The organism is Serratia sp. CY38905 (assembly GCF_052168875.1).
Taxonomy (GTDB): domain Bacteria; phylum Pseudomonadota; class Gammaproteobacteria; order Enterobacterales; family Enterobacteriaceae; genus Serratia; species Serratia sarumanii.
The window spans coordinates 38,036-58,805 of record NZ_JBJNLV010000006.1; the positions used below are offsets into that span (position 1 = coordinate 38,036).

23 protein-coding genes are annotated in these 20,770 nt (G+C 62.2%); 13 read left to right on the forward strand and 10 right to left on the reverse strand.

Annotation, left to right across the window (positions count from 1 at the left end):
- The first annotated feature begins 7 nt into the window (after nt 1-7).
- Nucleotides 8-1,189 (forward strand): MFS transporter, encoded by a 1,182-nt coding sequence (locus ACJ8MK_RS14620; RefSeq protein WP_033635673.1) that lies wholly within the window; start codon nt 8-10, stop codon nt 1,187-1,189.
- A 91-nt stretch (nt 1,190-1,280) separates the two neighbouring features.
- Nucleotides 1,281-1,619 carry a DUF2002 family protein gene (locus ACJ8MK_RS14625; protein ID WP_016929830.1) on the forward strand — a complete coding sequence of 113 codons (339 nt, stop codon included), beginning with the start codon at nt 1,281-1,283 and terminating at the stop codon, nt 1,617-1,619.
- A gap of 25 nt (nt 1,620-1,644) precedes the next feature.
- Here the strand turns inward: ACJ8MK_RS14625 and ACJ8MK_RS14630 are convergent, their stop codons facing one another.
- Together ACJ8MK_RS14630 and ACJ8MK_RS14635 are read right to left on the reverse strand one after the other, a co-directional pair.
- Nucleotides 1,645-2,091 carry a DUF1198 family protein gene (locus tag ACJ8MK_RS14630; protein WP_033649788.1) on the reverse strand — a complete coding sequence of 149 codons (447 nt, stop codon included), beginning with the start codon at nt 2,089-2,091 and terminating at the stop codon, nt 1,645-1,647.
- Nucleotides 2,092-2,159: 68 nt separating this feature from the next.
- The gene (locus tag ACJ8MK_RS14635) at nt 2,160-2,495 is read right to left on the reverse strand and encodes an MbeD/MobD family mobilization/exclusion protein (protein ID WP_033635672.1); all 336 of its coding nucleotides are present in this window, start codon (nt 2,493-2,495) and stop codon (nt 2,160-2,162) included.
- Nucleotides 2,496-2,679: 184 nt separating this feature from the next.
- Between ACJ8MK_RS14635 and smrA the strand changes: the two genes are divergently transcribed.
- Entirely contained in the window at nt 2,680-3,252 is a 573-nt protein-coding gene (gene smrA / locus ACJ8MK_RS14640; RefSeq protein WP_049211732.1) for a DNA endonuclease SmrA, read from the forward strand.
- 50 nt (nt 3,253-3,302) lie between these two features.
- Here the strand turns inward: smrA and ACJ8MK_RS14645 are convergent, their stop codons facing one another.
- Entirely contained in the window at nt 3,303-3,716 is a 414-nt protein-coding gene (locus tag ACJ8MK_RS14645; RefSeq protein WP_033635670.1) for a DoxX family protein, read from the reverse strand.
- Nucleotides 3,717-3,908: 192 nt separating this feature from the next.
- On the opposite strand from ACJ8MK_RS14645, the gene ACJ8MK_RS14650 reads away from it, so the two are divergent.
- Both ACJ8MK_RS14650 and ACJ8MK_RS14655 read left to right on the forward strand, forming a co-directional pair.
- On the forward strand, nt 3,909-4,139 hold the full coding sequence (locus ACJ8MK_RS14650; protein WP_033654326.1) for a (4Fe-4S)-binding protein: 231 nt from the start codon (nt 3,909-3,911) through the stop codon (nt 4,137-4,139).
- Nucleotide 4,140: 1 nt separating this feature from the next.
- On the forward strand, nt 4,141-4,419 hold the full coding sequence (locus ACJ8MK_RS14655) for a GNAT family N-acetyltransferase (protein WP_033654325.1): 279 nt from the start codon (nt 4,141-4,143) through the stop codon (nt 4,417-4,419).
- A gap of 32 nt (nt 4,420-4,451) precedes the next feature.
- Here ACJ8MK_RS14655 and ACJ8MK_RS14660 read toward each other — a convergent pair whose 3' ends face one another.
- Nucleotides 4,452-4,634: a YodC family protein gene (locus ACJ8MK_RS14660; RefSeq protein WP_025303973.1), complete on the reverse strand. Its 183-nt coding sequence runs from the start codon at nt 4,632-4,634 to the stop codon at nt 4,452-4,454.
- Between the two features lie 120 nt (nt 4,635-4,754).
- On the opposite strand from ACJ8MK_RS14660, the gene ACJ8MK_RS14665 reads away from it, so the two are divergent.
- The gene (locus ACJ8MK_RS14665; RefSeq protein ID WP_103799238.1) at nt 4,755-5,270 is read left to right on the forward strand and encodes a DUF1543 domain-containing protein; all 516 of its coding nucleotides are present in this window, start codon (nt 4,755-4,757) and stop codon (nt 5,268-5,270) included.
- Here ACJ8MK_RS14665 and ACJ8MK_RS14670 read toward each other — a convergent pair.
- Complete coding sequence (locus tag ACJ8MK_RS14670) at nt 5,265-6,191, reverse strand: LysR substrate-binding domain-containing protein (protein ID WP_342136072.1); 927 nt, start codon at nt 6,189-6,191, stop codon at nt 5,265-5,267. The two genes, ACJ8MK_RS14665 and ACJ8MK_RS14670, sit on opposite strands and share 6 nt — an antisense overlap.
- Before the next feature lie 85 nt (nt 6,192-6,276).
- Here ACJ8MK_RS14670 and ACJ8MK_RS14675 point away from each other — a divergent pair, with 85 nt between their 5' ends.
- Nucleotides 6,277-6,774: a GNAT family N-acetyltransferase gene (locus tag ACJ8MK_RS14675; RefSeq protein ID WP_033649791.1), complete on the forward strand. Its 498-nt coding sequence runs from the start codon at nt 6,277-6,279 to the stop codon at nt 6,772-6,774.
- Nucleotides 6,775-6,836: 62 nt separating this feature from the next.
- Here the strand turns inward: ACJ8MK_RS14675 and ACJ8MK_RS14680 are convergent, their stop codons facing one another.
- Complete coding sequence (locus ACJ8MK_RS14680) at nt 6,837-7,571, reverse strand: class I SAM-dependent methyltransferase (RefSeq protein ID WP_101427276.1); 735 nt, start codon at nt 7,569-7,571, stop codon at nt 6,837-6,839.
- A gap of 98 nt (nt 7,572-7,669) precedes the next feature.
- On the opposite strand from ACJ8MK_RS14680, the gene ACJ8MK_RS14685 reads away from it, so the two are divergent.
- From ACJ8MK_RS14685 to ACJ8MK_RS14695, 3 genes are all read left to right on the forward strand, one after another.
- Entirely contained in the window at nt 7,670-8,122 is a 453-nt protein-coding gene (locus ACJ8MK_RS14685) for a GNAT family N-acetyltransferase (RefSeq protein WP_334282921.1), read from the forward strand.
- Between the two features lie 117 nt (nt 8,123-8,239).
- Nucleotides 8,240-8,656, forward strand: coding sequence for a DUF2946 domain-containing protein (locus ACJ8MK_RS14690; RefSeq protein ID WP_226873137.1), 417 nt, complete (start codon nt 8,240-8,242; stop codon nt 8,654-8,656).
- A 71-nt stretch (nt 8,657-8,727) separates the two neighbouring features.
- Nucleotides 8,728-10,389 carry a DUF2534 family protein gene (locus tag ACJ8MK_RS14695; protein WP_334282922.1) on the forward strand — a complete coding sequence of 554 codons (1,662 nt, stop codon included), beginning with the start codon at nt 8,728-8,730 and terminating at the stop codon, nt 10,387-10,389.
- A gap of 54 nt (nt 10,390-10,443) precedes the next feature.
- On the opposite strand, the gene ACJ8MK_RS14700 is transcribed toward ACJ8MK_RS14695, so the two are convergent.
- On the reverse strand, nt 10,444-11,379 hold the full coding sequence (locus ACJ8MK_RS14700; protein ID WP_060431344.1) for a LysR family transcriptional regulator: 936 nt from the start codon (nt 11,377-11,379) through the stop codon (nt 10,444-10,446).
- A 135-nt stretch (nt 11,380-11,514) separates the two neighbouring features.
- Between ACJ8MK_RS14700 and ACJ8MK_RS14705 the strand changes: the two genes are divergently transcribed.
- Genes ACJ8MK_RS14705 through ACJ8MK_RS14715 form a run of 3 tightly spaced genes read left to right on the forward strand, consistent with a single transcriptional unit; the run spans nt 11,515 to nt 13,697 of the window.
- Nucleotides 11,515-12,168: a DUF3313 domain-containing protein gene (locus tag ACJ8MK_RS14705; protein WP_442517879.1), complete on the forward strand. Its 654-nt coding sequence runs from the start codon at nt 11,515-11,517 to the stop codon at nt 12,166-12,168.
- A 38-nt stretch (nt 12,169-12,206) separates the two neighbouring features.
- A complete protein-coding gene (locus ACJ8MK_RS14710; RefSeq protein WP_103830233.1) occupies nt 12,207-12,551 on the forward strand; it encodes a DUF3302 domain-containing protein in 345 nt (114 codons plus the stop codon).
- Between the two features lie 9 nt (nt 12,552-12,560).
- Complete coding sequence (locus ACJ8MK_RS14715) at nt 12,561-13,697, forward strand: HlyD family secretion protein (protein ID WP_060457251.1); 1,137 nt, start codon at nt 12,561-12,563, stop codon at nt 13,695-13,697.
- 224 nt (nt 13,698-13,921) lie between these two features.
- Here the strand turns inward: ACJ8MK_RS14715 and ACJ8MK_RS14720 are convergent, their stop codons facing one another.
- From ACJ8MK_RS14720 to ACJ8MK_RS14730, 3 genes are read right to left on the reverse strand one after another with little or no spacing between them, the layout of a single operon-like run.
- On the reverse strand, nt 13,922-15,346 hold the full coding sequence (locus tag ACJ8MK_RS14720) for an efflux transporter outer membrane subunit (RefSeq protein WP_442517849.1): 1,425 nt from the start codon (nt 15,344-15,346) through the stop codon (nt 13,922-13,924).
- Complete coding sequence (locus tag ACJ8MK_RS14725; RefSeq protein ID WP_442517850.1) at nt 15,336-18,425, reverse strand: efflux RND transporter permease subunit; 3,090 nt, start codon at nt 18,423-18,425, stop codon at nt 15,336-15,338. Before ACJ8MK_RS14725 ends, ACJ8MK_RS14720 begins: the two co-directional genes overlap by 11 nt.
- Nucleotides 18,422-20,764, reverse strand: a complete 2,343-nt coding sequence (locus ACJ8MK_RS14730; protein ID WP_442517851.1) for an arabinose transporter — start codon at nt 20,762-20,764, stop codon at nt 18,422-18,424. Before ACJ8MK_RS14730 ends, ACJ8MK_RS14725 begins: the two co-directional genes overlap by 4 nt.
- Nucleotides 20,765-20,770: the final 6 nt, after the last annotated feature.

Sequence of the window (20,770 nt, forward strand, 5' to 3'; positions counted from 1 at the left end):
ACCTTCGATGACCGCAGAAAATAACCTCCAGCTGAACCGACGCATTCTGTCCGTGGTGATGTTCACCTTTGTCTGCTACCTGACCATCGGCCTGCCGCTGGCGGTGCTGCCGGGATTTGTGCATGACCACCTGGGTTACAATTCGGTGCTGGCGGGCCTCATTATCAGCGCGCAGTACTTCGCCACGCTGTTCAGCCGCCCGCACGCCGGGCGCTATGCCGATCAGCTGGGGCCGAAAAAGGTGGTGTTGTTCGGCCTGGCGTGCTGCGGCGCCAGCGGCCTGTTTTATGCGCTGGCGTTCGGCGTTGACGGTTACCCGTGGCTCAGCCTGCTGTTGCTATGCGTGGGGCGGGTGTTTCTCGGCGTCGGCGAAAGCTTCGCCAGCACCGGTTCCACGCTGTGGGGTATCGGCCGGGTCGGAGCGATGCACACCGCGCGGGTGATTTCCTGGAACGGCGTCGCCACCTACGGGGCGATGGCGGCCGGGGCGCCGCTCGGCGTGTACCTGAATCAGCAGTGGGGATTGGCCGGGGTGGCGGCGCTGATCGTGCTGGCGGTCGCGGTGGCGCTGCTGTTGGCGAGCGGCAAGCCGGACGTTTCGATCGCCGCCGGGCAGCGCATCGCTTTCCGCGCGGTGTTCGGCCGCATCTGGGCCTATGGCCTCGGGCTGGCGATGGGCACCGTCGGCTTTGGCGTGATCGCCACGTTCATCACCCTTTACTACGCCGACAAAGGTTGGAGCGGCGCGGCGTTTTCGCTGACGCTGTTCAGCTGCGCCTTCGTCGGCATCCGCCTGATCTTCAGCAACGTCATCAACCGCCACGGCGGTCTGAAGGTGACGCTGGCGTCGTTTCTGGTCGAGATCGTCGGGCTGTTGTTGATCTGGCAGGCCGGCGAACCCTGGATGGTGCAAACCGGCGCGTTGCTGGCCGGCGCCGGTTTCTCGCTGGTGTTCCCGGCGCTGGGCGTCGAGGCGGTGAAACAGGTGCCGCCGCAGAACCAGGGCACGGCGCTCGGCACCTATTCGGCATTCCTCGATCTGGCGCTGGGCATCACCGGGCCGCTGGCCGGGCTGCTGATTGGGCAAGCGGGCGTGCCGTCGATCTATCTGGCGGCGGCGCTGCTGGTGGCGCTCGGGGTGCTGCTCACCCTGCGTCTGCTGCAGCGCAGCCGAGCCATTCAGGAATAGTCTGAAACCCGGATTCCTCCCCAGAAAATCATTGTTTCGGTGAATGATTACGGTAAGGTCGCTCAGCGGTCCAGAATGAGAGGAGGAATCGATGTATTTACGGCCGGATGAAGTGGCTAAAGTGTTGGAGAATACCGGCTTTGAGCGTGATTATGTCACCGACCAGGCCTATGGCTACCGCAAGGGTACACACTACGTGTATGTGAATCGCGAAGCGCGGATGGGCAGAACCGCATTGGTGATCCACCCGGCGCTGAAAGAGAGAAGCGTGCATTTCGCCACGCCGACCTCTCCGGTGCGCACCAGCGAGCAGTATCTGGAGTTTCCCCTGGATTTAAGCAGCGACGCCCCGAACCAGCGTTACGGCATCGCACACGGCTTCAGCTCGCGCGAAGCGCTGTCGCGCTACCTCTACAGCATGTTCCTGTAATCGGTCCCCCGCCCGGGGGACGCGATCAGCCGTGGGCCAACGCTTCGCGGTTGAAACGCTCATTGTAGGCGCGGCGGAACTGCGCCAGTTCAAACGCATCGATATCCAGCTCGGCGAAGTAAAACAGCGCCGCTTCGGTGTGCTCGGCGTGCAGCTCCGGCGACAGGCCGGCGCGCAGCAGCACGTCGCGCCATAGGGCAATCTGCTCGTCGTCCGCCTGTTTGATGAACGTCAGGTAGATGAACAGCAGGTAAGCCGCCTGGTGCATCTCTTCGGTGTAGCCGTTGTTCAGCATGCGGATAAAGGTCTGGCTTTGGCGGCTGCCCATCTCCTGGATCATCGATTCAATCAGCATCGGCTTGACCCTCAGCAGATGGGCCAGCGAATCGATGGCTTTGCGGGTGTCGGACGTCAGGATGCGGTAACCGATGATAAATACGACGATCAGGGCGGCGAGGATGATCCAGGTCATTTAGGCTTTATTACACTCTCAATACGCCAGAAGAGGGGGCGGGAGGCGCTGTGCGACAGCGCCCGCTATCAATGCTGTTCGCCGCTGAAATTACCGACCGCGCCCTGTTGGCGCAGGTGGTGATTGAAGGTGGCCGCGTCTTTGGCCAGCGCATCCAGATGGGCGCCGAGCATTTTGATCTGCTTCACCAGCGCATGCTGCTCCGGCACCGAACTGGCGGTGCTCAGTTTGCGCGCCAGTTGTTCATTCTGCGCCCGCAGCGCGGCTTCGCGCTGTTTGGCTTCTTCCAGCAGTTGCTGCAGCGCCTGGTAGCTCTGCTGCCATTCGCGGTGTTGCCGTTCGAAGCTGCTCTGCAACTCATTCATCGCATTTTGAAACTGGATTTCCAGCTCGCGCATTGTCATGGGCTCGATCCTTTGCGGCACTCAATGATGGCTTAGCAGTATAGCGAAAACTGTTCGCAAGCTCACCCGTTGACGACAAATGAGACAAATGCCGCTGACAATTCCCGGCTTGCAACCGTGGCAAGGCGTCTTACAATCGACCCCATTCCCGGCCGTAAAGGCTGCCGTTCAAGAGAGGTGGAAGATGAGCGAGCAGGAAAAAGACTTTTTTGAACAGGCGATGGCGGACGTGGTGCCGCTGGCGAGCGGGCGGCAGACGCTGTACCTCAAGCCGCAGGAGACGGTAGACAAAAGCGCGCGGCGCGAAGCGCAGCGGCTGCGGCAGGAAAACTTCCTCAGCACCGATTTCCTCGAGGTGATCCCCTGTGAACAGCCGCTGGAGTTCAAAGGGGAAGGCATTCAGCAGGGCGTGCTGGACAAGCTGCGCAACGGGCGTTACCCGCCGCAGGCGTCGCTGAACCTGTTGCGTCAGTCGGTCGAAGCCAGCCGGCAGGCGCTGTTTCGCTTCATCGTGCAGGCGGAGGCGCAAAACCTGCGTTCGCTGCTGATCGTGCACGGCCGCGGGCGGCAGAACGAAAGCCATCCGAATATCGTGCGCAGTTACGTCGCCAAATGGCTGGCGCAGTTTGAACAGGTACAGGCGTTTTGCCGCGCCTTACCGCGCGACGGCGGCGAGGGCGCCTGCTACGTCACGCTGCGTAAATCGGCGCAGGCCAGGGCGGAAAACTTTGAGCGCCACGCCAAGCGCAGCCGTTGAAAGGATAGCGGAAATAAAATGGCCGGCGAGAGTCGCCGGCCATCGATGAATTATTTATTAAATATTTTATAGTCCAGCGAATAACGGCCGGCGCCGGTTACCGCCAGCAACAGCAAGCCGCCAATGATGCTGATGTTTTTAAAGAAGTTGATTTCGTTGCCCATCATTTCCATGCCGGTCATTTTCCAGAACGGATGGCCGATAAACGCGGTGCCCAAAACATACAGGGCGAAAATGACCGCGATAGGGCGAGTAAACAGACCGAGAATAAGCGCGATGCCGAAAATAAACTCCACCAGCACGGCAACGATCGCCGCCAAATAAGGCATCGGTGTGCCATAGCCTTCCATCGCCGTGACGGTCGCACCGAAGTTGACCAATTTCATCCAGCCGAAAATGATAAACAGAATCATCAGTAATATGCGGGACAGCAAAATGACGCCGTCTTTTGAGCTATCACCCATTTCGAACTCCTTAGCCACTGTCGGAATTATGTTGTCTTACTGAATAAAGATTAGAACAATTTACGTTTTTTTCTAGCGGCGACGGGCGGTTGCGCCACTTTTTTCGGTGTGCGAGACGCGTGGTGAAGCCGGCGGCATTGCCTATACTTGAACCCGGAGCAAAAACAATAAAACAGGCAATGTGAGGCCAAGATGGACGAGAAATTGACCGCCGCCGGTTACCGCCGTTATTCCGGTGATAAGATTGACGTTTATTTTAACCGTGCAGTTTGCCGCCATTCCGCCAACTGCGTGCGTGGCAACGCGGCTATTTTTACCCTGAACCGCCGCCCGTGGATTATGCCGGACAATGCCGAGCCGGCCGAAGTGAAACGCGTCATCGACACCTGCCCCAGCGGCGCACTGAAATATAGGGAGAAATAATATGGCTCATAAAATACTGGCAGACGAGAAGCGTTTTTATATCAATGATGAACAAGGCAAGCTGATCGCCGAGATCTCTTTCGTGCCGAGCGGCGACAAGCTGACCATTATCGATCACACCTGGGTGGATGAGTCATTGAAGGGGCAGGGCGTCGGTAAAAAGCTGGTGGCGCTGGTGGTGGAGAAAATGCGCGCGGAGCAGCGTAAAATCATTCCGCTGTGCCCGTTCGCCAAACACGAGTTCGATACCACGCCGGCCTATCAGGACATTCGCGCCTGACGCGATAACGGGGCGCGGCGCGCCCCGAGCGTTCAGCAGACGCCGAAATCGCCGTCTTCGTGGTACAGCGCCACGTCGCTGGCCTGCACCTCCGTGCGCTGCTCTTTGCCCAGTTCATTCCAGCTGCAAACCAGGGTTTCGCCGTCGATCGCCACCACGGTCATCTTTGGGCCGCCGGTGGTGCGTTGAACAAAATCACCGATATTGAATGCCATGCGTTCCTCCACAACAGATTAAACCTCACCTATTGATAACACAGAATGGCGCTGCCGTTGGCACGAGTTTCGTTATGTATTATTTTATATAGCGATTATCACCAAGGAGAGCAGACTAACATGCCGGGATTATTGATGTTTTATGTGGGCGGTACGGCGCCGGGCGCCAATATTGAGCTGCACGACGTGCAGTTCGCGGCGGCGGATCGGCCGGAAGAGGCGTATCCGCTGCTGCGTGAAAAGTGGTTCGGCGATAAGCGCAAGGTGCATGTCGACGGCTATGCACGCATCGACTGGGCGGACGGTTACGACGTGAGCCTGGAGCCTGCGCCGTTCGCCGGTGAAGAGAAGCTGTTTTTCGTCAACGTGGGCGGCTACCGCAGCGATGAGCTGGCGGAATTGCACCAGTTCGGCCTGTTCGTGGCGCGCTCTGCCGACGAGGCGAAGGGCAAAGCCAAACGGGTGCTGCTGACGGACAGCGCGCAGCAGCACAAGGATGACCTGGCTGAGGTGGACGACTGCCTGCTGCTGCAGGCGCTGCAGGGCTACCACGTGCATCTGCGGGCCAACCCGCACGGCAAACCGGCCCGGCCGCTGTGGCAGGGGTATCTGCCGATCGGCGAACCCGCGTTATAGCGCCGCCAGCGCCTGCAGCTGTTGCCGCAACCAGCGGCAGGCCTCCGGCCGGCCGTTTTTGCGGTGCAGGTAGATTTTGATCTGATACGGCGGCACCGGAAACGGCAGGGGATGGATAGCCAGCGCCGCCGCCTGCCGCAATTTTTGCGCGGCGTAGCGCGGCATGCTCATCACCAGTTCGCTGTCGGCGACGATGAACGGCGCTCCCAGCAGCGAAGGCGTGCGGATGGCGATATCGCGCTGCAGCCCCAGCTTATCGAGCTGGTAGTCAATGACGCCGCGTTGTTCGTTCCACGGCGTCACCACCAGATGGCGCGCCCGCAGGTAGTTTTCCAGCGTCAGTTCGCCGTATTTTACGCTGAAGGCGGATGAACAAATCGCCACATACTCATCCTCCAGCCAGCTCACCTCGTCGATCTCCGGGTAGCTTTCGCCGTCGGTTTCGGTAAAGCCCAGCGCGAAGTCGATGCGCCCCGCCAGCAGATCGTTCAGCGCCACCTTGCGCTCGGAATAGCGCAGCTGGAACGACAGCCCCGGCGCCAGGCGCTGCATCTGCGCCATCAGCGCGGGAAATACCGCGAAGGCGGTGTAATCGGTAATGGCGAAGGTGAAGCTCTCCCGGCTTTCGGCGGGAACGAAGCGCGGGCGCGGATGCAGCCCTTTGGCCAGCAGCGCCAGACTTTCGCTGACGGTTGGGGCCAGGCTGTCGGCATACACCGTCGGGTGCATGTCGTTGCCGACCCGGTAAAACAGCTCGTCCGCCAGCGCCTTGCGCAGCCGGATCAGCGCGTGGCTCAGCGCCGATGCGCTGAGAGCCAGCTCCGCCGCGGCGCGCGTTACAGACCGCAGCCGATACACCGCTTCGAACACCAGCAGCAGATTGAGATCGAGGCGTTTCAAATCCAGATGCATGATATTCATTACCTGTTGATGAAAATGCAGTTCATACAGTATTTGAGGCGCGATATGCTGGCAAGCACAGCCATCAACACACTCAGGATTTGCCATGACCATTGAGATTTACCCGGCGCAAAAAAGCGACGCCAAACTGATTCTGGATATGATTATCGAGCTGGCGGTGTACGAAAAGGCGCGCGAGCAGGTGCTGGCCAGCGTGGAAGATATCGAACGCAGCCTGTTTGGGCCGGGCGCCTGTTCCGAAGCGCTGATTTGTACGGTGAACGGCGAGCCGGCGGGTTATGCGGTGTTCTTTATGAGTTACTCCACCTGGCTGGGTAAAAACGGCATCTATCTGGAAGACCTGTACGTGGCGCCGAAGCATCGCGGCGCGGGCGCCGGTAAAAAGCTGCTGCGGCACATCGCCCAGCTGGCGTGCGAGCGGCAGTGCGGCCGCCTGGAGTGGAGCGTGCTGGACTGGAACCAACCGGCCATCGATTTCTACCTCAGCATCGGCGCGCAGCCGCAGGGCGAGTGGGTGCGCTATCGCATGGAAGGCGAGGCGCTGACGCACTTCGCGGCGCACGGGGCGGCGCTGCCGGCATAATAGCCGTTGGGGGGAGGCGGCCTCCCCAACTGTGGTGATGTGAACGGTTTACTGCGGATCAATCAGGCGGGTTTGCGGGCGGCGAGAATGAAGATCATCGGGCGCTCCTGCTCTTCGTCCAGCGCCGGATTAGCGGCAATTTGCTGCGCGCTGGGGCCCCATTCGTTCAAATGCTGAATGATAAAGCCTTTCTGCGCCAGCGGGTTGATATAGCTGCCGAGCGTGCGGTGCTGCTTGATGACGCCTTCCGCCAGCCAGTTGGAAACGCGCTGGCCTTCTCGCTGGTAGCCGTTCACCGGCCAGGATTTCTGTCCGTTGCCGTCGGTCAGCCAGCCCTGCTGCGCCGGGGCGGTGTAGATCGGGTGCTCGGCGGTGAAGATGAACTGCCCGCCGGGTTTCAGCGCGGCGTAAACCGTGGCGAACAGCGCGGCCAGATCCTCGAGGTAGTGCAGCGTCAGCGAGCTGTAGACCAGATCGTAACTTTCCGGCGGCAGCTGAAGCTGCGCCAAATCCTGCCGACGATACGCGATGCCCGCGTCGGCGGTCATCTCCCGCGCTTTGGCCAGCATTTTTTCCGAGACGTCCAGCCCCAGCACGCTGGCTGCGCCCTGTTCGCGCGCGCTGCGGCAGAACCAGCCGTAGCCGCAGCCGAGATCGACCACGCTTTTGCCCTGCAAATCCGGCAGGATGCGGCGGATGGCGGGCCATTCCGGCGCGCCGTCCAGGCCGTGCTGCGAGCGGCTGAGCTGCGCATAGCCGTCGAAAAAGGCCTGATTGTCATAGATGTTTTGCGTCATGATGACTCCTTAGTGAATGACGGCGGCGGAATGCCGCTGCCATACCGTGCATATTGCTGCATAATTCTACGCTGACAACATGGATAACAGGAATGACGATGGACATGATTTCGGTGCGGCAAGCGCCCGAGCTGGCGCCGCGCGCCATTGCGTATTTTCAGCGGCACTGGGCCACGGCAGAGACGCTGATGATGTATGAAGACGCCATCAACCGCAGCCTCGACGCCGCCAACCCACTGCCGCAGTGGTACCTGCTGATGGAAAATGACCAAATCCTCGGCTGCGCGGGGCTCATCACCAACGACTTTATCAGCCGTGGCGAGCTGTATCCCTGGCTGTGTGCGCTCTACGTAGAGGAAACGCAGCGCGGCCGGGGCTACGGCGCCAAACTGATTGAGCATGTGGCGGCGGAAACCCGCCGACTGGGCTTCCCGCAGCTACACCTGTGCACCGATCTGGAAGGCTACTACGAGCGCAGCGGCTTCGTTTATAACGGGCTCGGGTATCACCCCTGGGGCGAAGCCTCGCGGGTCTATTCGCGGGTGCTGTGATCGCCGCCGCCGGGGGCGCGTAAGACCAACCTGACTTTTCTTTTCGTTCACCTCATCGCGCATCGCGGGTTACACTGGCCGCTTGTTCGCCACCGACCGGGTTAATTCGCCGCCGCGATGAGAGTGCCACGCCAGCTACAGCAACGCTTTACCGCCTGCATCGCCATTATGGCGGTGCTGTTGCTGTTTGTGGCGCCGGTGGTGTCGAAATCGCTGATGCACCACCCGATGATGGGCGGCATGGCGCAACCGGACGCCGCCATGCCGCACGACATGCACGCGATGACGATGCCCGCCGCCGAGCATGCCGGCCACCACGGCATGGATCCGGCGGAGATGATTTTCTGCGGCTATTGCGAGCTGCTGATCCACGTGCCGCTGCTGCTGTGGGCATTCGTCCCGCTGCTGTGGCTGATGGCGCGCATCGCGCGCCTGCCTAGCGCACCGCGCATCGTTTCTCCGCCCATTCGGCGCCTTATTCTGCGGCCGAGCCCGCGCGGGCCGCCCGGCCAACCGTTTTTCCCTATTGCTTGATCATGGGTAACGCCGTCCGTATCGCTGCGGACGGTTTGCCTGCGCGCACAGTTTGAAAAACGAGAAAGGCCATGTCTTCAATAACCAAAACTCCACCTGCCGCATCGCCGCGTGGCGCGATGCTGAACCTGATCAGACGGCTGCATTTTTATATCGGCCTGCTGGTCGCTCCTTTTATTCTGGTCGCTGCATTGACCGGCACGCTGTATGTGTTGACCCCGCAGCTTGAAGAGGCGCTGTATCGCGATGCGCTTTTCACCGAACCGCACGGGCAGGCGAGATCGCTGGCTGACCAGATCGCCGCCGCCCGCAGCGCGGTGGGTGACGAGGCGCGCATTTACGCCGTGCGCCCGGCACCCGGCGCAATGGACACCACGCGCGTACAGTTCGCGGGCGCCGATCTGGGCTCTTCTGAGTCGCGCGCGCTGTTTGTCGATCCTTATACCCTGGCGATCAAGGGTGATATGACGGTGTACGGCACCTCCGGCGTGCTGCCGCTGCGCACCTGGCTGGATAAGCTGCACAGCAGCCTGCTGCTCGGCGATCTGGGGCGCAACTACAGCGAGCTGGCGGCCTCCTGGCTGTGGGTGGCCGCGCTGGGCGGCGTGGCGCTGTGGCTGGCGACGCGGCCGAAGCGCAAGCTGAAAAGGGCGAAAGGGGGCTTCGCCGCCAGCCGCCATTGGCATATCACGCTGGGTGTAGCGCTGCTGGCCGGGCTGCTGTTCTTCTCGGCTACCGGGCTGACCTGGTCGCAGTGGGCCGGCGGCAACATCGACGCGCTGCGGGCCAACCTGGGCTGGCTGACGCCGCAGGTCAACACCAGCCTGCAGGCCGATACGCCGCAGACGCCGGCCGATCCGCACGCCGAGCACCGCGGGATGATGCCGGGCATGAAGATGGGCCCTGCCGCGCAGAGCAATGCGCTGAACGGCGACTGGGATCGGGCGCTGCACGCTGCGCGCGCCGCTGGAATAGACGCCGCCAAGGTCGAGCTGCGCCAGCCGAAAGGCGAGGGCAAAGCCTGGACGGTAACCGAAGTGGATCGCAGCTGGCCGACGCAGGTGGACGCGGTTGCCATCGCACCGCAAAGCTTCGCCGTCGTCGACCAGGTGCGGTTCGACACCTTCCCGCTGATCGCCAAGCTGACCCGCTGGGGCATCGACGCCCACATGGGCATTCTGTTCGGCTTGCCGAATCAGCTGCTGCTGGCGGCGTTCGGCCTTGGGCTGTGCTTGATGATCGCGCTGGGTTACCGCATGTGGTGGATCCGCCGCCCGGCGGCGGGAGCGCAGCATCCGGTGCATACGCTGGTTGCCGCCTGGCTGGCGCTTTCCCTGCCGGCGCGCGCCGGCACGCTGCTGGTGGCAGCCGTACTGGGTTATTGCCTGCCGGTGATGGGCGTGAGCCTCGCGGCGTTGCTGCTGGTGGACGTGTGGCGCTGGCGCGGCCAACGGCAAAGCCACCGGGACGAAACGCCGGAAGCGGCCGCCCGCCGCGCCGAGGTGCGCAAGTTCCGCGCGGCGGTGGCGACGGTGGCGGTGGCGGTCGGCTGCGTGATGGGCCGAGCGATCCTCGGCGGCACCGTCGAGCAATTCCAACTGCCGATCGGCGCCTGGAGTGCCCAGATGGTGATCATGCAGAGCCTGATGGTGCTGCTGTATACGCTGGTGTTCACCCTGCTGCTTTCCATTCCGCTGTGGTATTTCTTCCTGGGGGAGAAAGAGGGGCGTTGAGGCATTTTTCGCCGACGCAAAGCATTCAACCCCGCTGCGGCGGGGTTTTTCTTGTTACATTAGGCGGTGCGCGTGCAGCTTAACGCTCTCCATGATGCTGTCCATCGTCACCTGCACGCGGTGCGGCAACACGCCGCGCCGGCGGTAGATCAGGTAGGCCTGCATATCGATGCCGCGCTCGCGCGCCAGGCAGGGCAGCAGTGTGCCGGCATCCAGCTCGGCGGCGACGGAATAGTACGGGGCGTAGACGATGCCCAGGCCCTGTTTGGCCAGCTCGATCGCCGGCAGAATGTTATCGCAAACGCTGGCGCCGCCGATCTCGACCTGCACCAACTCCCCCTGCGCACTGTAGCCGCTCCAGGTATTGCGAATGCCGCCCAGCATGCGCAAAGTGATGCAGCGATGCTGCGGCAGTTCATCCAGCGCTGTCAGCGGCGAGCGGGCGATGTAATCCGGTGCGGCGAACAGCCCGACGCGAAAACGGGTGAAGGGCCTGGCGATCAGGCTTTCGTTTTGCGGCTGGAAAAAGCTGATCAGCAAATCGCAGTCACTGTCGAACACTGCGCCGTACTTTTTCTCGCGTTCGTCGGGGTTGCGGGTCACCAGATCGACAGTCAGCGCCGGTGCAGCGTGCAGCAGCGGCGGCAGTAAATAACGGGCCAGGAAAGCGTGGATGCCGATCGGCGCGCCGAGCGTGACCATGCCGTTCAGGCTGCGTTTATAGGTGCCGGACATATCGAGCAGATCGCTGTGTTCGTCCAGCAACTGCGAGGCGCGCCGCAAGAATTGCTCGCCGAATTCAGTCAGCGCCAGGGTACGCGGGCCGCGCAGGAACAGTTCCAACCCAAGCCGCCGTTCCAGCGCGGTGAGGGCGCGCGACACGTTAGACTGCGGCATATCCAACAGCTGAGCCGCTTTGCTGACGCTCGCCGTTTCGGCAATGACGCGGACAATCCTGAGTTCTTCAATGCGGAAGTCTTTCTCTTTCACTGGCCGGCTCTTGTGAGTTTGTATATCAAAAATGATATACACCTTTGGCGGCATTGTCATATGACTTATCACGGGCGGGTGGGTATCATTCGATTTGATTATTTGCTATCCACCAAAATAAAGAGAAATCCGTCAATGAAAGTGACAAGAGCGGTTATTCTGCCTGCGCTGTTATTACTGGCCGCGTGCTCTTCCGCCGTGACCGAAAAAGAAAAATACTCGACCTTTTTGACCAATTATAACGATATCAATAAAGGTCAATCCGCGTCCGGAAAAGACGTTTTATATTGGAAGGATAAGAACGTCGATTTTTCCCGTTATCAATATCTGGTTTATCAACCGATGATTTATTTCCCGCGGCCGAAACCGAGCGAGATGGTGAGCCAGCGTTCACTCGACAATATTCTGAACTATACCAACCAGCAGTTTAAGCAGGCGATGGGCACCCACTTTACGCTGGTGGACATGCCGCGCGAGCATACCCTGATTTTCCGCGGCGCCATCACGGCGATCGACACTCAGAAGAAAGGGCTGCAGATCTATGAAGTCTTGCCGATCACCCTGCTGATTGTCGCGACGCAAAGCGTGACCGGGCACCGCACCATGGAGAGCGCGGTCTATATGGAAGGCGAGTTTATCGATGCGGCGACTAATCAGCCGGTCATTAAAGTGGTGCGCAAGGCTTCGGGGGAAAATCTCAATAATGAGAAAGCGCAGCTTAAAGTCACCGACGTGAAGAATGCCATCGATACCATCGCCAACGATATCAGACAATATAACACGCTATAAACCTCGTTTATTTCCGTTATTCTCAGCCAGGAATTTACATGTTTCTTAACTATTTCGCTTTAGGCGTACTGATTGCGGTATTCCTGATTTTATTCTACGGCGTCATTATTATTCATGACATTCCGTATTTGCTGGCAAAAAAACGCCGGCACCCGCATCAAGATGCGATTCACGTTGCCGGTTGGGTCAGCCTGTTTACGCTGCACGCCATTTGGCCGCTGCTGTGGATCTGGGCGACGCTCTATCGGCCGGAACGCGGCTGGGGCATGAGTGAGAAGGCAGAACCTTCAACGGATCTGCAGGCGCGCATCGCAGTGCTCGAAGCGGAATTACAACGCCTGCAGGAAAAGCCGACGGCGGTTCCCGGCCCCACGGTAAGTTGAGCGTAGCCTATGGATTTGCTCATTATTCTCAGCTACGTGGCGCTGAGCTACGGCGTATTTAAACTGTTCCGCATTCCGGTTAATAAATGGACCGTGCCGACCGCCGTGCTCGGCGGGATCGTTATCGTCGGCGCGTTGATTTTGACGATGAACTACAACCATCCGTACAGCGATCGGGCGCAGAAAATTGCCGTTTCTGTGCCGATGGTGCCGCAGGTCTCGGGCATGATCGTTGAGGTGACGGAGAAAACCAACGTGCTGCTGCGCAAAGGCGAGGTGCTGTTCCGTCTCGACGACAGCCGCTACCGCGCGCGGCTCACCAGGCTGGAGGCGGATCTGGCCGGGGCAGAGGCGGAGATCAGAACGCGCCGGGCGGCGCTCAGCGAGTCCGCCGCCAACGTGCAGCGGGCTAATGCGGAGTACGAGCGTGCCCGCAAGGACTACCAGCGCTATGCGAAAGGGGCGGCGATGCCAGTCAACCCGTTCTCGGAGCAGGACGTCAGCCATGCGCAGCAGCAGTACCAGGCGCAATCCGCCGCGCTGCAGGCGGCGAAAGCCCAGTTCCAGCAGGAACAGGCGCGGTTGTCCGGGCGCTATGACGGCGAAGACGCCACGATAGCCAGCCTGAAATCGCAGATTGCCGAAGCGCGCTACAACCTGGAACAAACGGTGGTGCGTGCGCCGAGCGACGGTTATGTCACGCAGGTGCTGGCGCGGCCGGGTACGGCGGCGGTTCGCCTGCCGTTCAAGCCGGTGATGATTTTTATCCCGCAGCAAAAGCGCCAGGTGGTGGCGGTGTTCCGTCAGAACGCCATCCTGCGCTTGGCGCAGGGGGACCAGGCCGAGGTGGTGTTCAACGGCTTGCCGGGGCAGGTTTATGGCGGCACCGTAAGCCGGGTGTTGCCGGCGATACCGGACGGCAGCTACCAGGCCAGCGGCGCATTGCAGGGCCTAAGCGCCACGCCGGGCCGGGAAGGGGTGTACGTGATGATTGACCTGGCGGCCAACCCGGATCTGGATCATCTGCCCGACGGCGTGAGCGCTCAGGCGGCGGTCTATACCGGGCACTTCGAGCACGTCTCCGTGATGCGCAAAGTGCTGCTGCGCATGACCAGCTGGCTGCATTATCTTTATCTGGATCACTAGCCTGCAAAAGCCGGAAGACGAGACGGTGTGATTCTACCGGATAAGGCCACCCGCAACTGACCATGAAAGCCATTGGCCGCCGCCTTCATGCTATCGCGTACTTGCTCTAAGGCGATGAATACGCGGCGCCCATGTTCCACGATTTACTCTCGTCCTATCTAACCAAGCTCGCTAACTCGCGCCGTTCTGGCTTTCGCTTCGTGGCGGACGCGCTTGGCGCGATATCAGTCCTGCGAACGCTCTTGCCATCCGCCGCCCAGCGCCTTGAAAACATCGACGCGAGCCGAGCCGGCCTGTTGGTCCGCGGTCGCAACCTGCGACCTCGCGCTGATCAGGCTGTTTTGGGCCACGATCACATCCAGGTAGCTGATGGATCCAGCCCGGTAGCGTTGTTCAGCGAGGCGGAATGCACTCTCGGCATGGTTCTGCGCTTGAACCAGGGCGTCGTGCTGCTGCATGACTCCCACATACGTGCTCAAGGACTGTTCGGACTCCTTCAATGCCATGAGGACCGCGCCATCGAAGCGCGCCAGTGAGGCCGCGCCTTGAGCCTTGGCTTGCGCAATCCGGCTTCGTGCCGCCGTCATGTTCGGGAACGTCCATGAAATCAGCGGCCCGAAACCGAACGACCAGGTACGGTCGCCGCGCAGGTCGTCATTGCGCAGGTAGCTTGCCGAGGCGCCGATCGTGACCCTGGGATAAAGATCGGCGACCGCAACTCCGATGCGCGCCGTATCGGCGGCCAACTGGCGTTCGGCCTGGCGGATGTCGGGGCGCCGGCGCAGCATGGTCGTGCCATCGCCAATCGGAATGGCGCCTGCAACTTCCGGCGCCTTGTTACAGGCGCGTGCCGGCTCGGGGACTTGCGTAGGGGGACGCCCCATCAATGCCGCCAGCTCGAACAGCGCCGCGTTCTGCTGGGCCTGCAGCCGGGGAACAGCTGCCTCGGCCTGGGCGAGTGCCGTACCGGATCGTTCCACATCAAGGCGCGAGGCGGAGCCGGCGTGCTCCTGGCGGGTCACGAGATCCAGCGTTCTCTGTGCCAGCTCGACGGACGAACGTGCCACGTCAACGGACTCTGCGTAGGCGCAGGCATCCACATACGAGCGCGTCGTCTCCGCGGCCACGAGCATCTGGGCCGCATCATGGGCCGCAGCGGCCGCCTCGGTATCGCCGCGCGCCGCTTCGATGTCGCGCCGCACTCGTCCAAAAAGGTCTAGTTCGTAGGAAATATCCAGTCCGCCGGTGTAGTTCCACTGCACCGGCGCCTGGCCGGCCCCGCCAGCGGTCTGGTCGCGACCGTGACGGGCGCCCGCAGTCACATTGGTCGATGGCAAGCGTTCCCCGCGTGTCTCCCGGTAGATCGCGCGCGCCCGATCCAGATTGGCCAGTGCCACACGCAGATCGGTATTGGCGGCCAGCGCTTCCTGCACGATGGCGCTCAACGCAGGAACGTCATACAGCTTCCACCAGTCCGTAGGCGGCGGCGAACCGGCGTCCACCTGCGGCGATTGACTGATGAACGAACCCGATGTGGTTTCAGGCAAGGCCGGGGCGTGGTAGTCCGGCCCGCTGGCGCAGCCCGTCATGGTAAGGGCGACGGCCAGAATCAGGGCGCGCGGCAGCGCCTTCTTTCGTTCAAGACGCATGGGATACCTCCGCCGATGCGAGTTCACGGGCGCGCAGGTTCTGCTCCGCAGTCCTGTGGTCCTTGGCGATAAAGCTGTAGATGGTTGGCAGCACGAACAGCGTGAAGAGCGTGCCGATCAACATGCCCATCACGACCACGATGCCAATCGAGAATCGGCTGGCCGAGCCGGCGCCTTCCGCGAACACCAGCGGCACCAGGCCCGCGACCATCGCCGCCGTCGTCATCAGCACCGGGCGCATACGTACCGCAGCCGCCTTCTCGATGGCTTCGAGCCGGCTCAGGTTCTCGTGCTGCTGGATGTAGTTGGCGAACGTGACCATCAGAATACCGTGCTTGGAGATCAGGCCGATCAGCGTGACAAGCCCAATCTGCGTGTAGATGTTCAGCGTGGCGTAGCCCAGCCAGAGCGGCACTAGTGCGCCGCACACCGCCAGCGGCACCGTCACCAAAATCACCAGCGGGTCGCGCAGGCTCTCAAATTGCGCCGCCAGCACCAGAAAGATGACGACGAGCGCGAAACCGAAGGAAACCAGCAGGCGGTTGCCCTCCTGCACGAACTGGCGACTGTCGCTGAGCCAATCGACGCTGGTGCCGGCCGGCAAGGGCTGCGATTGCAGGAGTGCCACCGCTTCGCCCATGCTGACGCCGGGGCGCGGCAGCAGCTCGATCGTGGCAGAGTTCATCTGGCCGAACTGGGTCAGAGCGTTGACCTGGGGCCGCGTTTCCACATGGACCACCGTGGACAGCGGCACCAGCGCACCGGAACTGGCCTTGACGTAGAAGCGGCCCAGATCGTCTGGGGTCATACGATCGCTGTCCCGAACCTGCGGGATGACGTCGTAGGAGCGGTCGTGGAAGTTGAAGCGATTGACGTAGTTCTCACCGACCAGCACGGCCAGCGTGTCGGCGATGGCCTGCATGGTCACGCCCATCTCGCGCGCCTTGCTGCTGTCGATGGCGACATGGGCCTGCGGGCTGTCGAATGCCAGATCGTTCTGCACGTACAGAAAGAGCCCGCTCTTGTAGGCCGCGTCCTTGATCTGCTCGGCCGTCTCGAACAGCGTCGAGAAGTCGTCGGGCGAACGCAACACCATCTGCACCGGCAGGCCGCCACTGGAACCGGGCAGCGGCGGCACCTGAACCGCTGTCAGCGTCTCGCCGTCGATGCTGGCGCCGGCCGCCTGGAGCTGCCCCTGTATCTGGATTGAGGAGCGGGAACGCTGCGACCAATCCTTGAAGATCGCACCGGCCAGCATCTGGTTCTGGCCGCGCCCGGAACCGCCGATGTGCATGAAGCTGTTGTCAAACTCCGGCAGCGATTCAAAAATCTTCTCGATTTTCTGGGCATAGCGAGCGGTGTAATTGACGCCCGCATATTGCGGTGCCTTGGCGATGACGATGACCGCACCCTGATCCTCGACCGGGGCCAGCTCGTGGCGGATGCCCATAAACAGCACCACGATGGCGCCCAGCACGGCGACCCCGACCAGCAGCACCGCGCTGCGCGCGGCCAGCGTGCGGGCCAGCAGGCGCCGGTAGAATGAGGTCAGTCCTTCTATATAGTGTTCGACCTGCCTGGCGAGTTTCGCCTCGCTCTGCTTGGAACTGAGCAGCATCGAACTCATCACCGGCGACAGCGTGAGCGCGACCACGCCGGAGACGATGACCGAACCGGCCAGCGTGAAGGCGAACTCCTTGAATAGCGCCCCGGTCAATCCGCCCATCAGGCCGATCGGCGCATAGACCGCCGCCAGCGTGATGGTCATGGCGATCACAGGGCCGACGATCTCGCGGGCGCCGAGCAGGGCCGCCCGCACAGGCGATGCGCCTTCCTCGATATGCCGGTGTATGTTTTCCACCACCACGATGGCGTCATCCACGACCAGCCCGATCGCCAGCACCATCGCCAGCAGCGTCAGCAGGTTGATCGAGAAGCCGAACGCCAGCATCAGCGCCGCCGTTCCGACCAGCGACAGCGGAATGGTGACGACGGGGATGATGACTGCGCGGAAGGTTCCCAGGAACAGGAAGATCACGGCGATGACGATCGCGATGGCTTCGATCAACGTGTGTTGAACCTCCGCAATCGACGCATTGACAAACTTCGCCACGTCATAGTTTGGCACGACCTGCAACCCTGGCGGCGCAGTCGCCCGGATGCGGGGCAACAGTTCCTGTGCCTGCCGAGCAATGTCCAGCGGGTTGCCGTCCGGTGTCGGGAAGAGCGCCGCGAACACCGCCGGGATGCCGCTGGCGAAGGACGCATTGTTGTAGTTCTGGCCGCCGATCTCGACCGTCGCCACGTCGGCCAGTCGTACCACGCCGCCGCCGGCGCTGGACTTGATCACCATTTGGCGGAAGTCCTCTACGCTGCGCAGGTCGGTGGCTGCGCTGATGTTGGTGACGGTCAGCGAACTCTTGAGCTGGCCCGGCGCCGACTGCACGCTGTTGGCGCGCAGGGCCGCCGCGATCTCACTCGCCGACAGGCCGCGCGCGGCCAGCTTCACGGGGTCGATCCAGATGCGCAGCGCCAGCGTCTGCCCGCCGTTGGTATCGACTTGCGCCACACCCGGTATCCCAGCGAACAGCGGCAGCGCCACGCGGTTCACGAAGTCCGTGACCTGTGGGATGGTCAGGGTGTCGCTGTAGAACGCGACATACTGGACGGCGGTACCGCCTTCGGTGGACTTGCTGATAACCGGATCGGCGACGCCCGCTGGAAGCTGGTACTTGACCTGCTGCACCTTGGCCAGGATCTCGGTCATGGCCCGGTCGGCATTGGCATTGAGCACCAGCCGGGCCTTGATTTCGCTGCGGCCGGGGGTTGTCGTCGAACTCAGGTATTCGATGCCGCTGGCCGTGGCGATGGACTGTGAGATGGGCGTCGTGACAAAGCCCTGCATCACCTCCTGAGTCGCCCCCGGCAGCGAGGTCGTGATATTGATGGTGGCGTTTTCGAGGTACGGATACTGGCGCACCGGCAGGGATAAGACCGAAGCCAGGCCTGCCAGCAGGATCAGCAGGCTCACGACCAGGGCCATAATGGGCCGCCGGATGAAAAGGTCGGTGAAGTTCATCGCGGAGTCCCCTCAGACGATGCGGCATTGATCTTTACTTTGCCGCCCGGCAGCAGCCGGTTCTGACCGGCGACCACCACGATGTCGCCGGACTTCACGCCCTGCGTCACCAGCACGTCGTCGCCCAGCCTGCGGCCAGTGATGACGGGAACGGCCACGGCTTTGCCGATCCCCTGCGCGTCGGCCTCCTGAACGAGCACCACGCTGTCACCCGAAGCGGATGTCTGGATCGCCGTAAGCGGCAGAGCGATGGCATGCTCCGTCGCCGGAAGTTCCAGCTTGGCCACCGCGTACATGCCAGACTTCAGCAGGTTGTCGGTGTTCGACAGGATGGCCTGGATGGCGACGTTGCGGGTTTCCCCGTCGATGCGCGGCTCAATGGTGCTGACCTTGGCGTCGAAGATCTTGCCCGGAACGGCATCCACAGTGACCTGCACCCGCGCGCCGAGCGCCAACCTGGAAAGTTCCTGCTGCGACAGGGTGAAATTGACGTACATCAGGTCGAGCTGCGTCAGCGTGGCGATAGCTTCGCCTGCGTTGAGGTACTGCCCAAGGTTGATGCGCCGGATACCGAGTTGGCCGGAGAACGGCGCCCGGATGTTCTTTTGCTGGATTCGTGCATCCAGTTGCCGGACGGCGGCGGCGGCCTGGTCGGCTTCTGTCTTGCGCTGCTCCAGCAGTTCGCGTGGCTCGGCACCGCTGGATGCCAGCGCCTGCGAGCGCCGCAACTGCAACTGCGCGAAATTGGCCCTCGCCTCAGCGGCACTGCGCTCGGCCTGTTCCGGGGCATCGTAGAGCTGAACCAGCGTGGCGCCTTCTTTAACGATCTGGCCGGCGGTAAAGCTGAGGGCCGTCACCCGACCGGCCGTGTCCGGGGCCAGTACGACTTCGCGCACGGCTTGCAGGCTGCCGACCGCTTGCAGTACCCCGGCGACGGTGCGCGGCTGCACGTGCACGGTCGATACCAGTGCCGGTGCTCGCGCGGGAGGCGCAGCGCCGCCGGCCCGAGCTGCGCGCCATGCATATAACCCGCCGAAGATGACGAGTAGACCCAGCAGACTGATGGCGATTGCTCCGGCATTCCTGGCGGCGGGACTGCCTGCGCTTGCGTTGTCAGCCTGCACGGTCGCTGCCGAATCGTCAGAAAGCAGGCGCAAGGCAATGACCAGCGCCAGCGCGACGGTGATGGCGCCGGCCAGATAGACCGAGCTAATCCCCTGAGCGCCAGCCAGCGCGCCGGCCAAGGGGCTGGTCAGGCCCAGCGCGATGTCCATGAATGCCACGTAGGCGCCCATCACCAAGCCGCGAGTCTGCGGCGGAGCGCGCCGCACGGCTTCCACACCGAACCCTGGATAGGCCAGCGAGTAGCCGAAGCCCGTCAGGGCCGCGCCTGCGTAGGCGAGCGACGCGGAGTCGGCACGCCAGATGAACAGCTGCCCGACGGCCTCGATGGCAACACTCACCAGCGCCACCTTCGCGCCGCCCAGCTTGTCCGGCAAGTGGCCGAAGAAGATGCGTGCGCCGATGAAGGCCAGGCCGAACGCGGTGAACGCCAGCGAAGCGTTGCCCCACTGTTTGGCGGCGAACAGCAGCGCGATGAAGGCCGTGATCAGTCCGAAGCCGACGCTGGACAGTGCCAGGCCCATGCCGGGCCATAGCACGGCACCGAGCACCTTGTAAAACGGCGTGCGCCTGGTTGCCGAAGGGGCGACGGCGCGCACGCCCCAAACCACGGCCAAGGCCACGAAGGGAATGACTACCACAGCGGCGGCGATGCCGGCGAATCCCCACTGGGCGTTCACCGCGACGCCGAGGGGCGCACCCAGCGCATAGGCACCGTAGATGGCGATGCCGACCCAGACCATGACCTTGCCTGCGTTCCGCGGCCCGACCAACCCGAGTGACCAGCCCAGCGCCCCCGTGGCGATCAGACTTTCACCCAGGGCCAGCAGGATGCGGCCCAGCACCACGATCCATACCGAGGTGGTCGGTGTGGTGACGAAGGCCAGAGATGCCAGGTAGACCAGGCCGGAACTGGCTGCGAGCAAGCAGCCAATGACCACCGCTCGCTTGGCGCCGCGCAGGTCCGCGAGGTTGCCGGCCCAGGGACGGGACAGCAGTGCCACGACGAATTGCAGGCCGATGACCAAGCCGATCACGAGCGTACCCATGCCGAGCGTTTCATGCAGATGGAGCGGTAGGACCGGCATCTGCATTCCAATGGTGAGGAACCCGATGAAGACTGCCAGCGTGATGGGCAGCAGCGTCAGGAAGACATTGGCACCAGGCGGTGACGCCATCGCCGGTGTCGGCGAGGAAAGAGATTGTTCTTGTGACATAGGTAC

Bases quoted from the DNA above. Each gene is read 5' to 3' on its own strand.
- ACJ8MK_RS14725 (WP_442517850.1), bottom strand. From the start codon at position 18,425: ATGAACTTCACCGACCTTTTCATCCGGCGGCCCATTATGGCCCTGGTC.
- ACJ8MK_RS14655 (WP_033654325.1), top strand. From the start codon at position 4,141: ATGGCTCATAAAATACTGGCAGACGAGAAGCGTTTTTATATCAATGAT.
- ACJ8MK_RS14710 (WP_103830233.1), top strand. From the start codon at position 12,207: ATGTTTCTTAACTATTTCGCTTTAGGCGTACTGATTGCGGTATTCCTG.
- ACJ8MK_RS14685 (WP_334282921.1), top strand. From the start codon at position 7,670: ATGGACATGATTTCGGTGCGGCAAGCGCCCGAGCTGGCGCCGCGCGCC.
- ACJ8MK_RS14665 (WP_103799238.1), top strand. From the start codon at position 4,755: ATGCCGGGATTATTGATGTTTTATGTGGGCGGTACGGCGCCGGGCGCC.
- ACJ8MK_RS14660 (WP_025303973.1), bottom strand. From the start codon at position 4,634: ATGGCATTCAATATCGGTGATTTTGTTCAACGCACCACCGGCGGCCCA.
- ACJ8MK_RS14620 (WP_033635673.1), top strand. From the start codon at position 8: ATGACCGCAGAAAATAACCTCCAGCTGAACCGACGCATTCTGTCCGTG.
- ACJ8MK_RS14715 (WP_060457251.1), top strand. From the start codon at position 12,561: ATGGATTTGCTCATTATTCTCAGCTACGTGGCGCTGAGCTACGGCGTA.
- ACJ8MK_RS14695 (WP_334282922.1), top strand. From the start codon at position 8,728: ATGTCTTCAATAACCAAAACTCCACCTGCCGCATCGCCGCGTGGCGCG.
- ACJ8MK_RS14670 (WP_342136072.1), bottom strand. From the start codon at position 6,191: ATGAATATCATGCATCTGGATTTGAAACGCCTCGATCTCAATCTGCTG.
- ACJ8MK_RS14650 (WP_033654326.1), top strand. From the start codon at position 3,909: ATGGACGAGAAATTGACCGCCGCCGGTTACCGCCGTTATTCCGGTGAT.
- ACJ8MK_RS14720 (WP_442517849.1), bottom strand. From the start codon at position 15,346: ATGCGTCTTGAACGAAAGAAGGCGCTGCCGCGCGCCCTGATTCTGGCC.
- ACJ8MK_RS14680 (WP_101427276.1), bottom strand. From the start codon at position 7,571: ATGACGCAAAACATCTATGACAATCAGGCCTTTTTCGACGGCTATGCG.
- ACJ8MK_RS14675 (WP_033649791.1), top strand. From the start codon at position 6,277: ATGACCATTGAGATTTACCCGGCGCAAAAAAGCGACGCCAAACTGATT.
- ACJ8MK_RS14630 (WP_033649788.1), bottom strand. From the start codon at position 2,091: ATGACCTGGATCATCCTCGCCGCCCTGATCGTCGTATTTATCATCGGT.
- ACJ8MK_RS14645 (WP_033635670.1), bottom strand. From the start codon at position 3,716: ATGGGTGATAGCTCAAAAGACGGCGTCATTTTGCTGTCCCGCATATTA.
- ACJ8MK_RS14625 (WP_016929830.1), top strand. From the start codon at position 1,281: ATGTATTTACGGCCGGATGAAGTGGCTAAAGTGTTGGAGAATACCGGC.
- ACJ8MK_RS14690 (WP_226873137.1), top strand. From the start codon at position 8,240: ATGAGAGTGCCACGCCAGCTACAGCAACGCTTTACCGCCTGCATCGCC.
- ACJ8MK_RS14705 (WP_442517879.1), top strand. From the start codon at position 11,515: ATGAAAGTGACAAGAGCGGTTATTCTGCCTGCGCTGTTATTACTGGCC.
- ACJ8MK_RS14635 (WP_033635672.1), bottom strand. From the start codon at position 2,495: ATGACAATGCGCGAGCTGGAAATCCAGTTTCAAAATGCGATGAATGAG.
- ACJ8MK_RS14730 (WP_442517851.1), bottom strand. From the start codon at position 20,764: ATGTCACAAGAACAATCTCTTTCCTCGCCGACACCGGCGATGGCGTCA.
- smrA (WP_049211732.1), top strand. From the start codon at position 2,680: ATGAGCGAGCAGGAAAAAGACTTTTTTGAACAGGCGATGGCGGACGTG.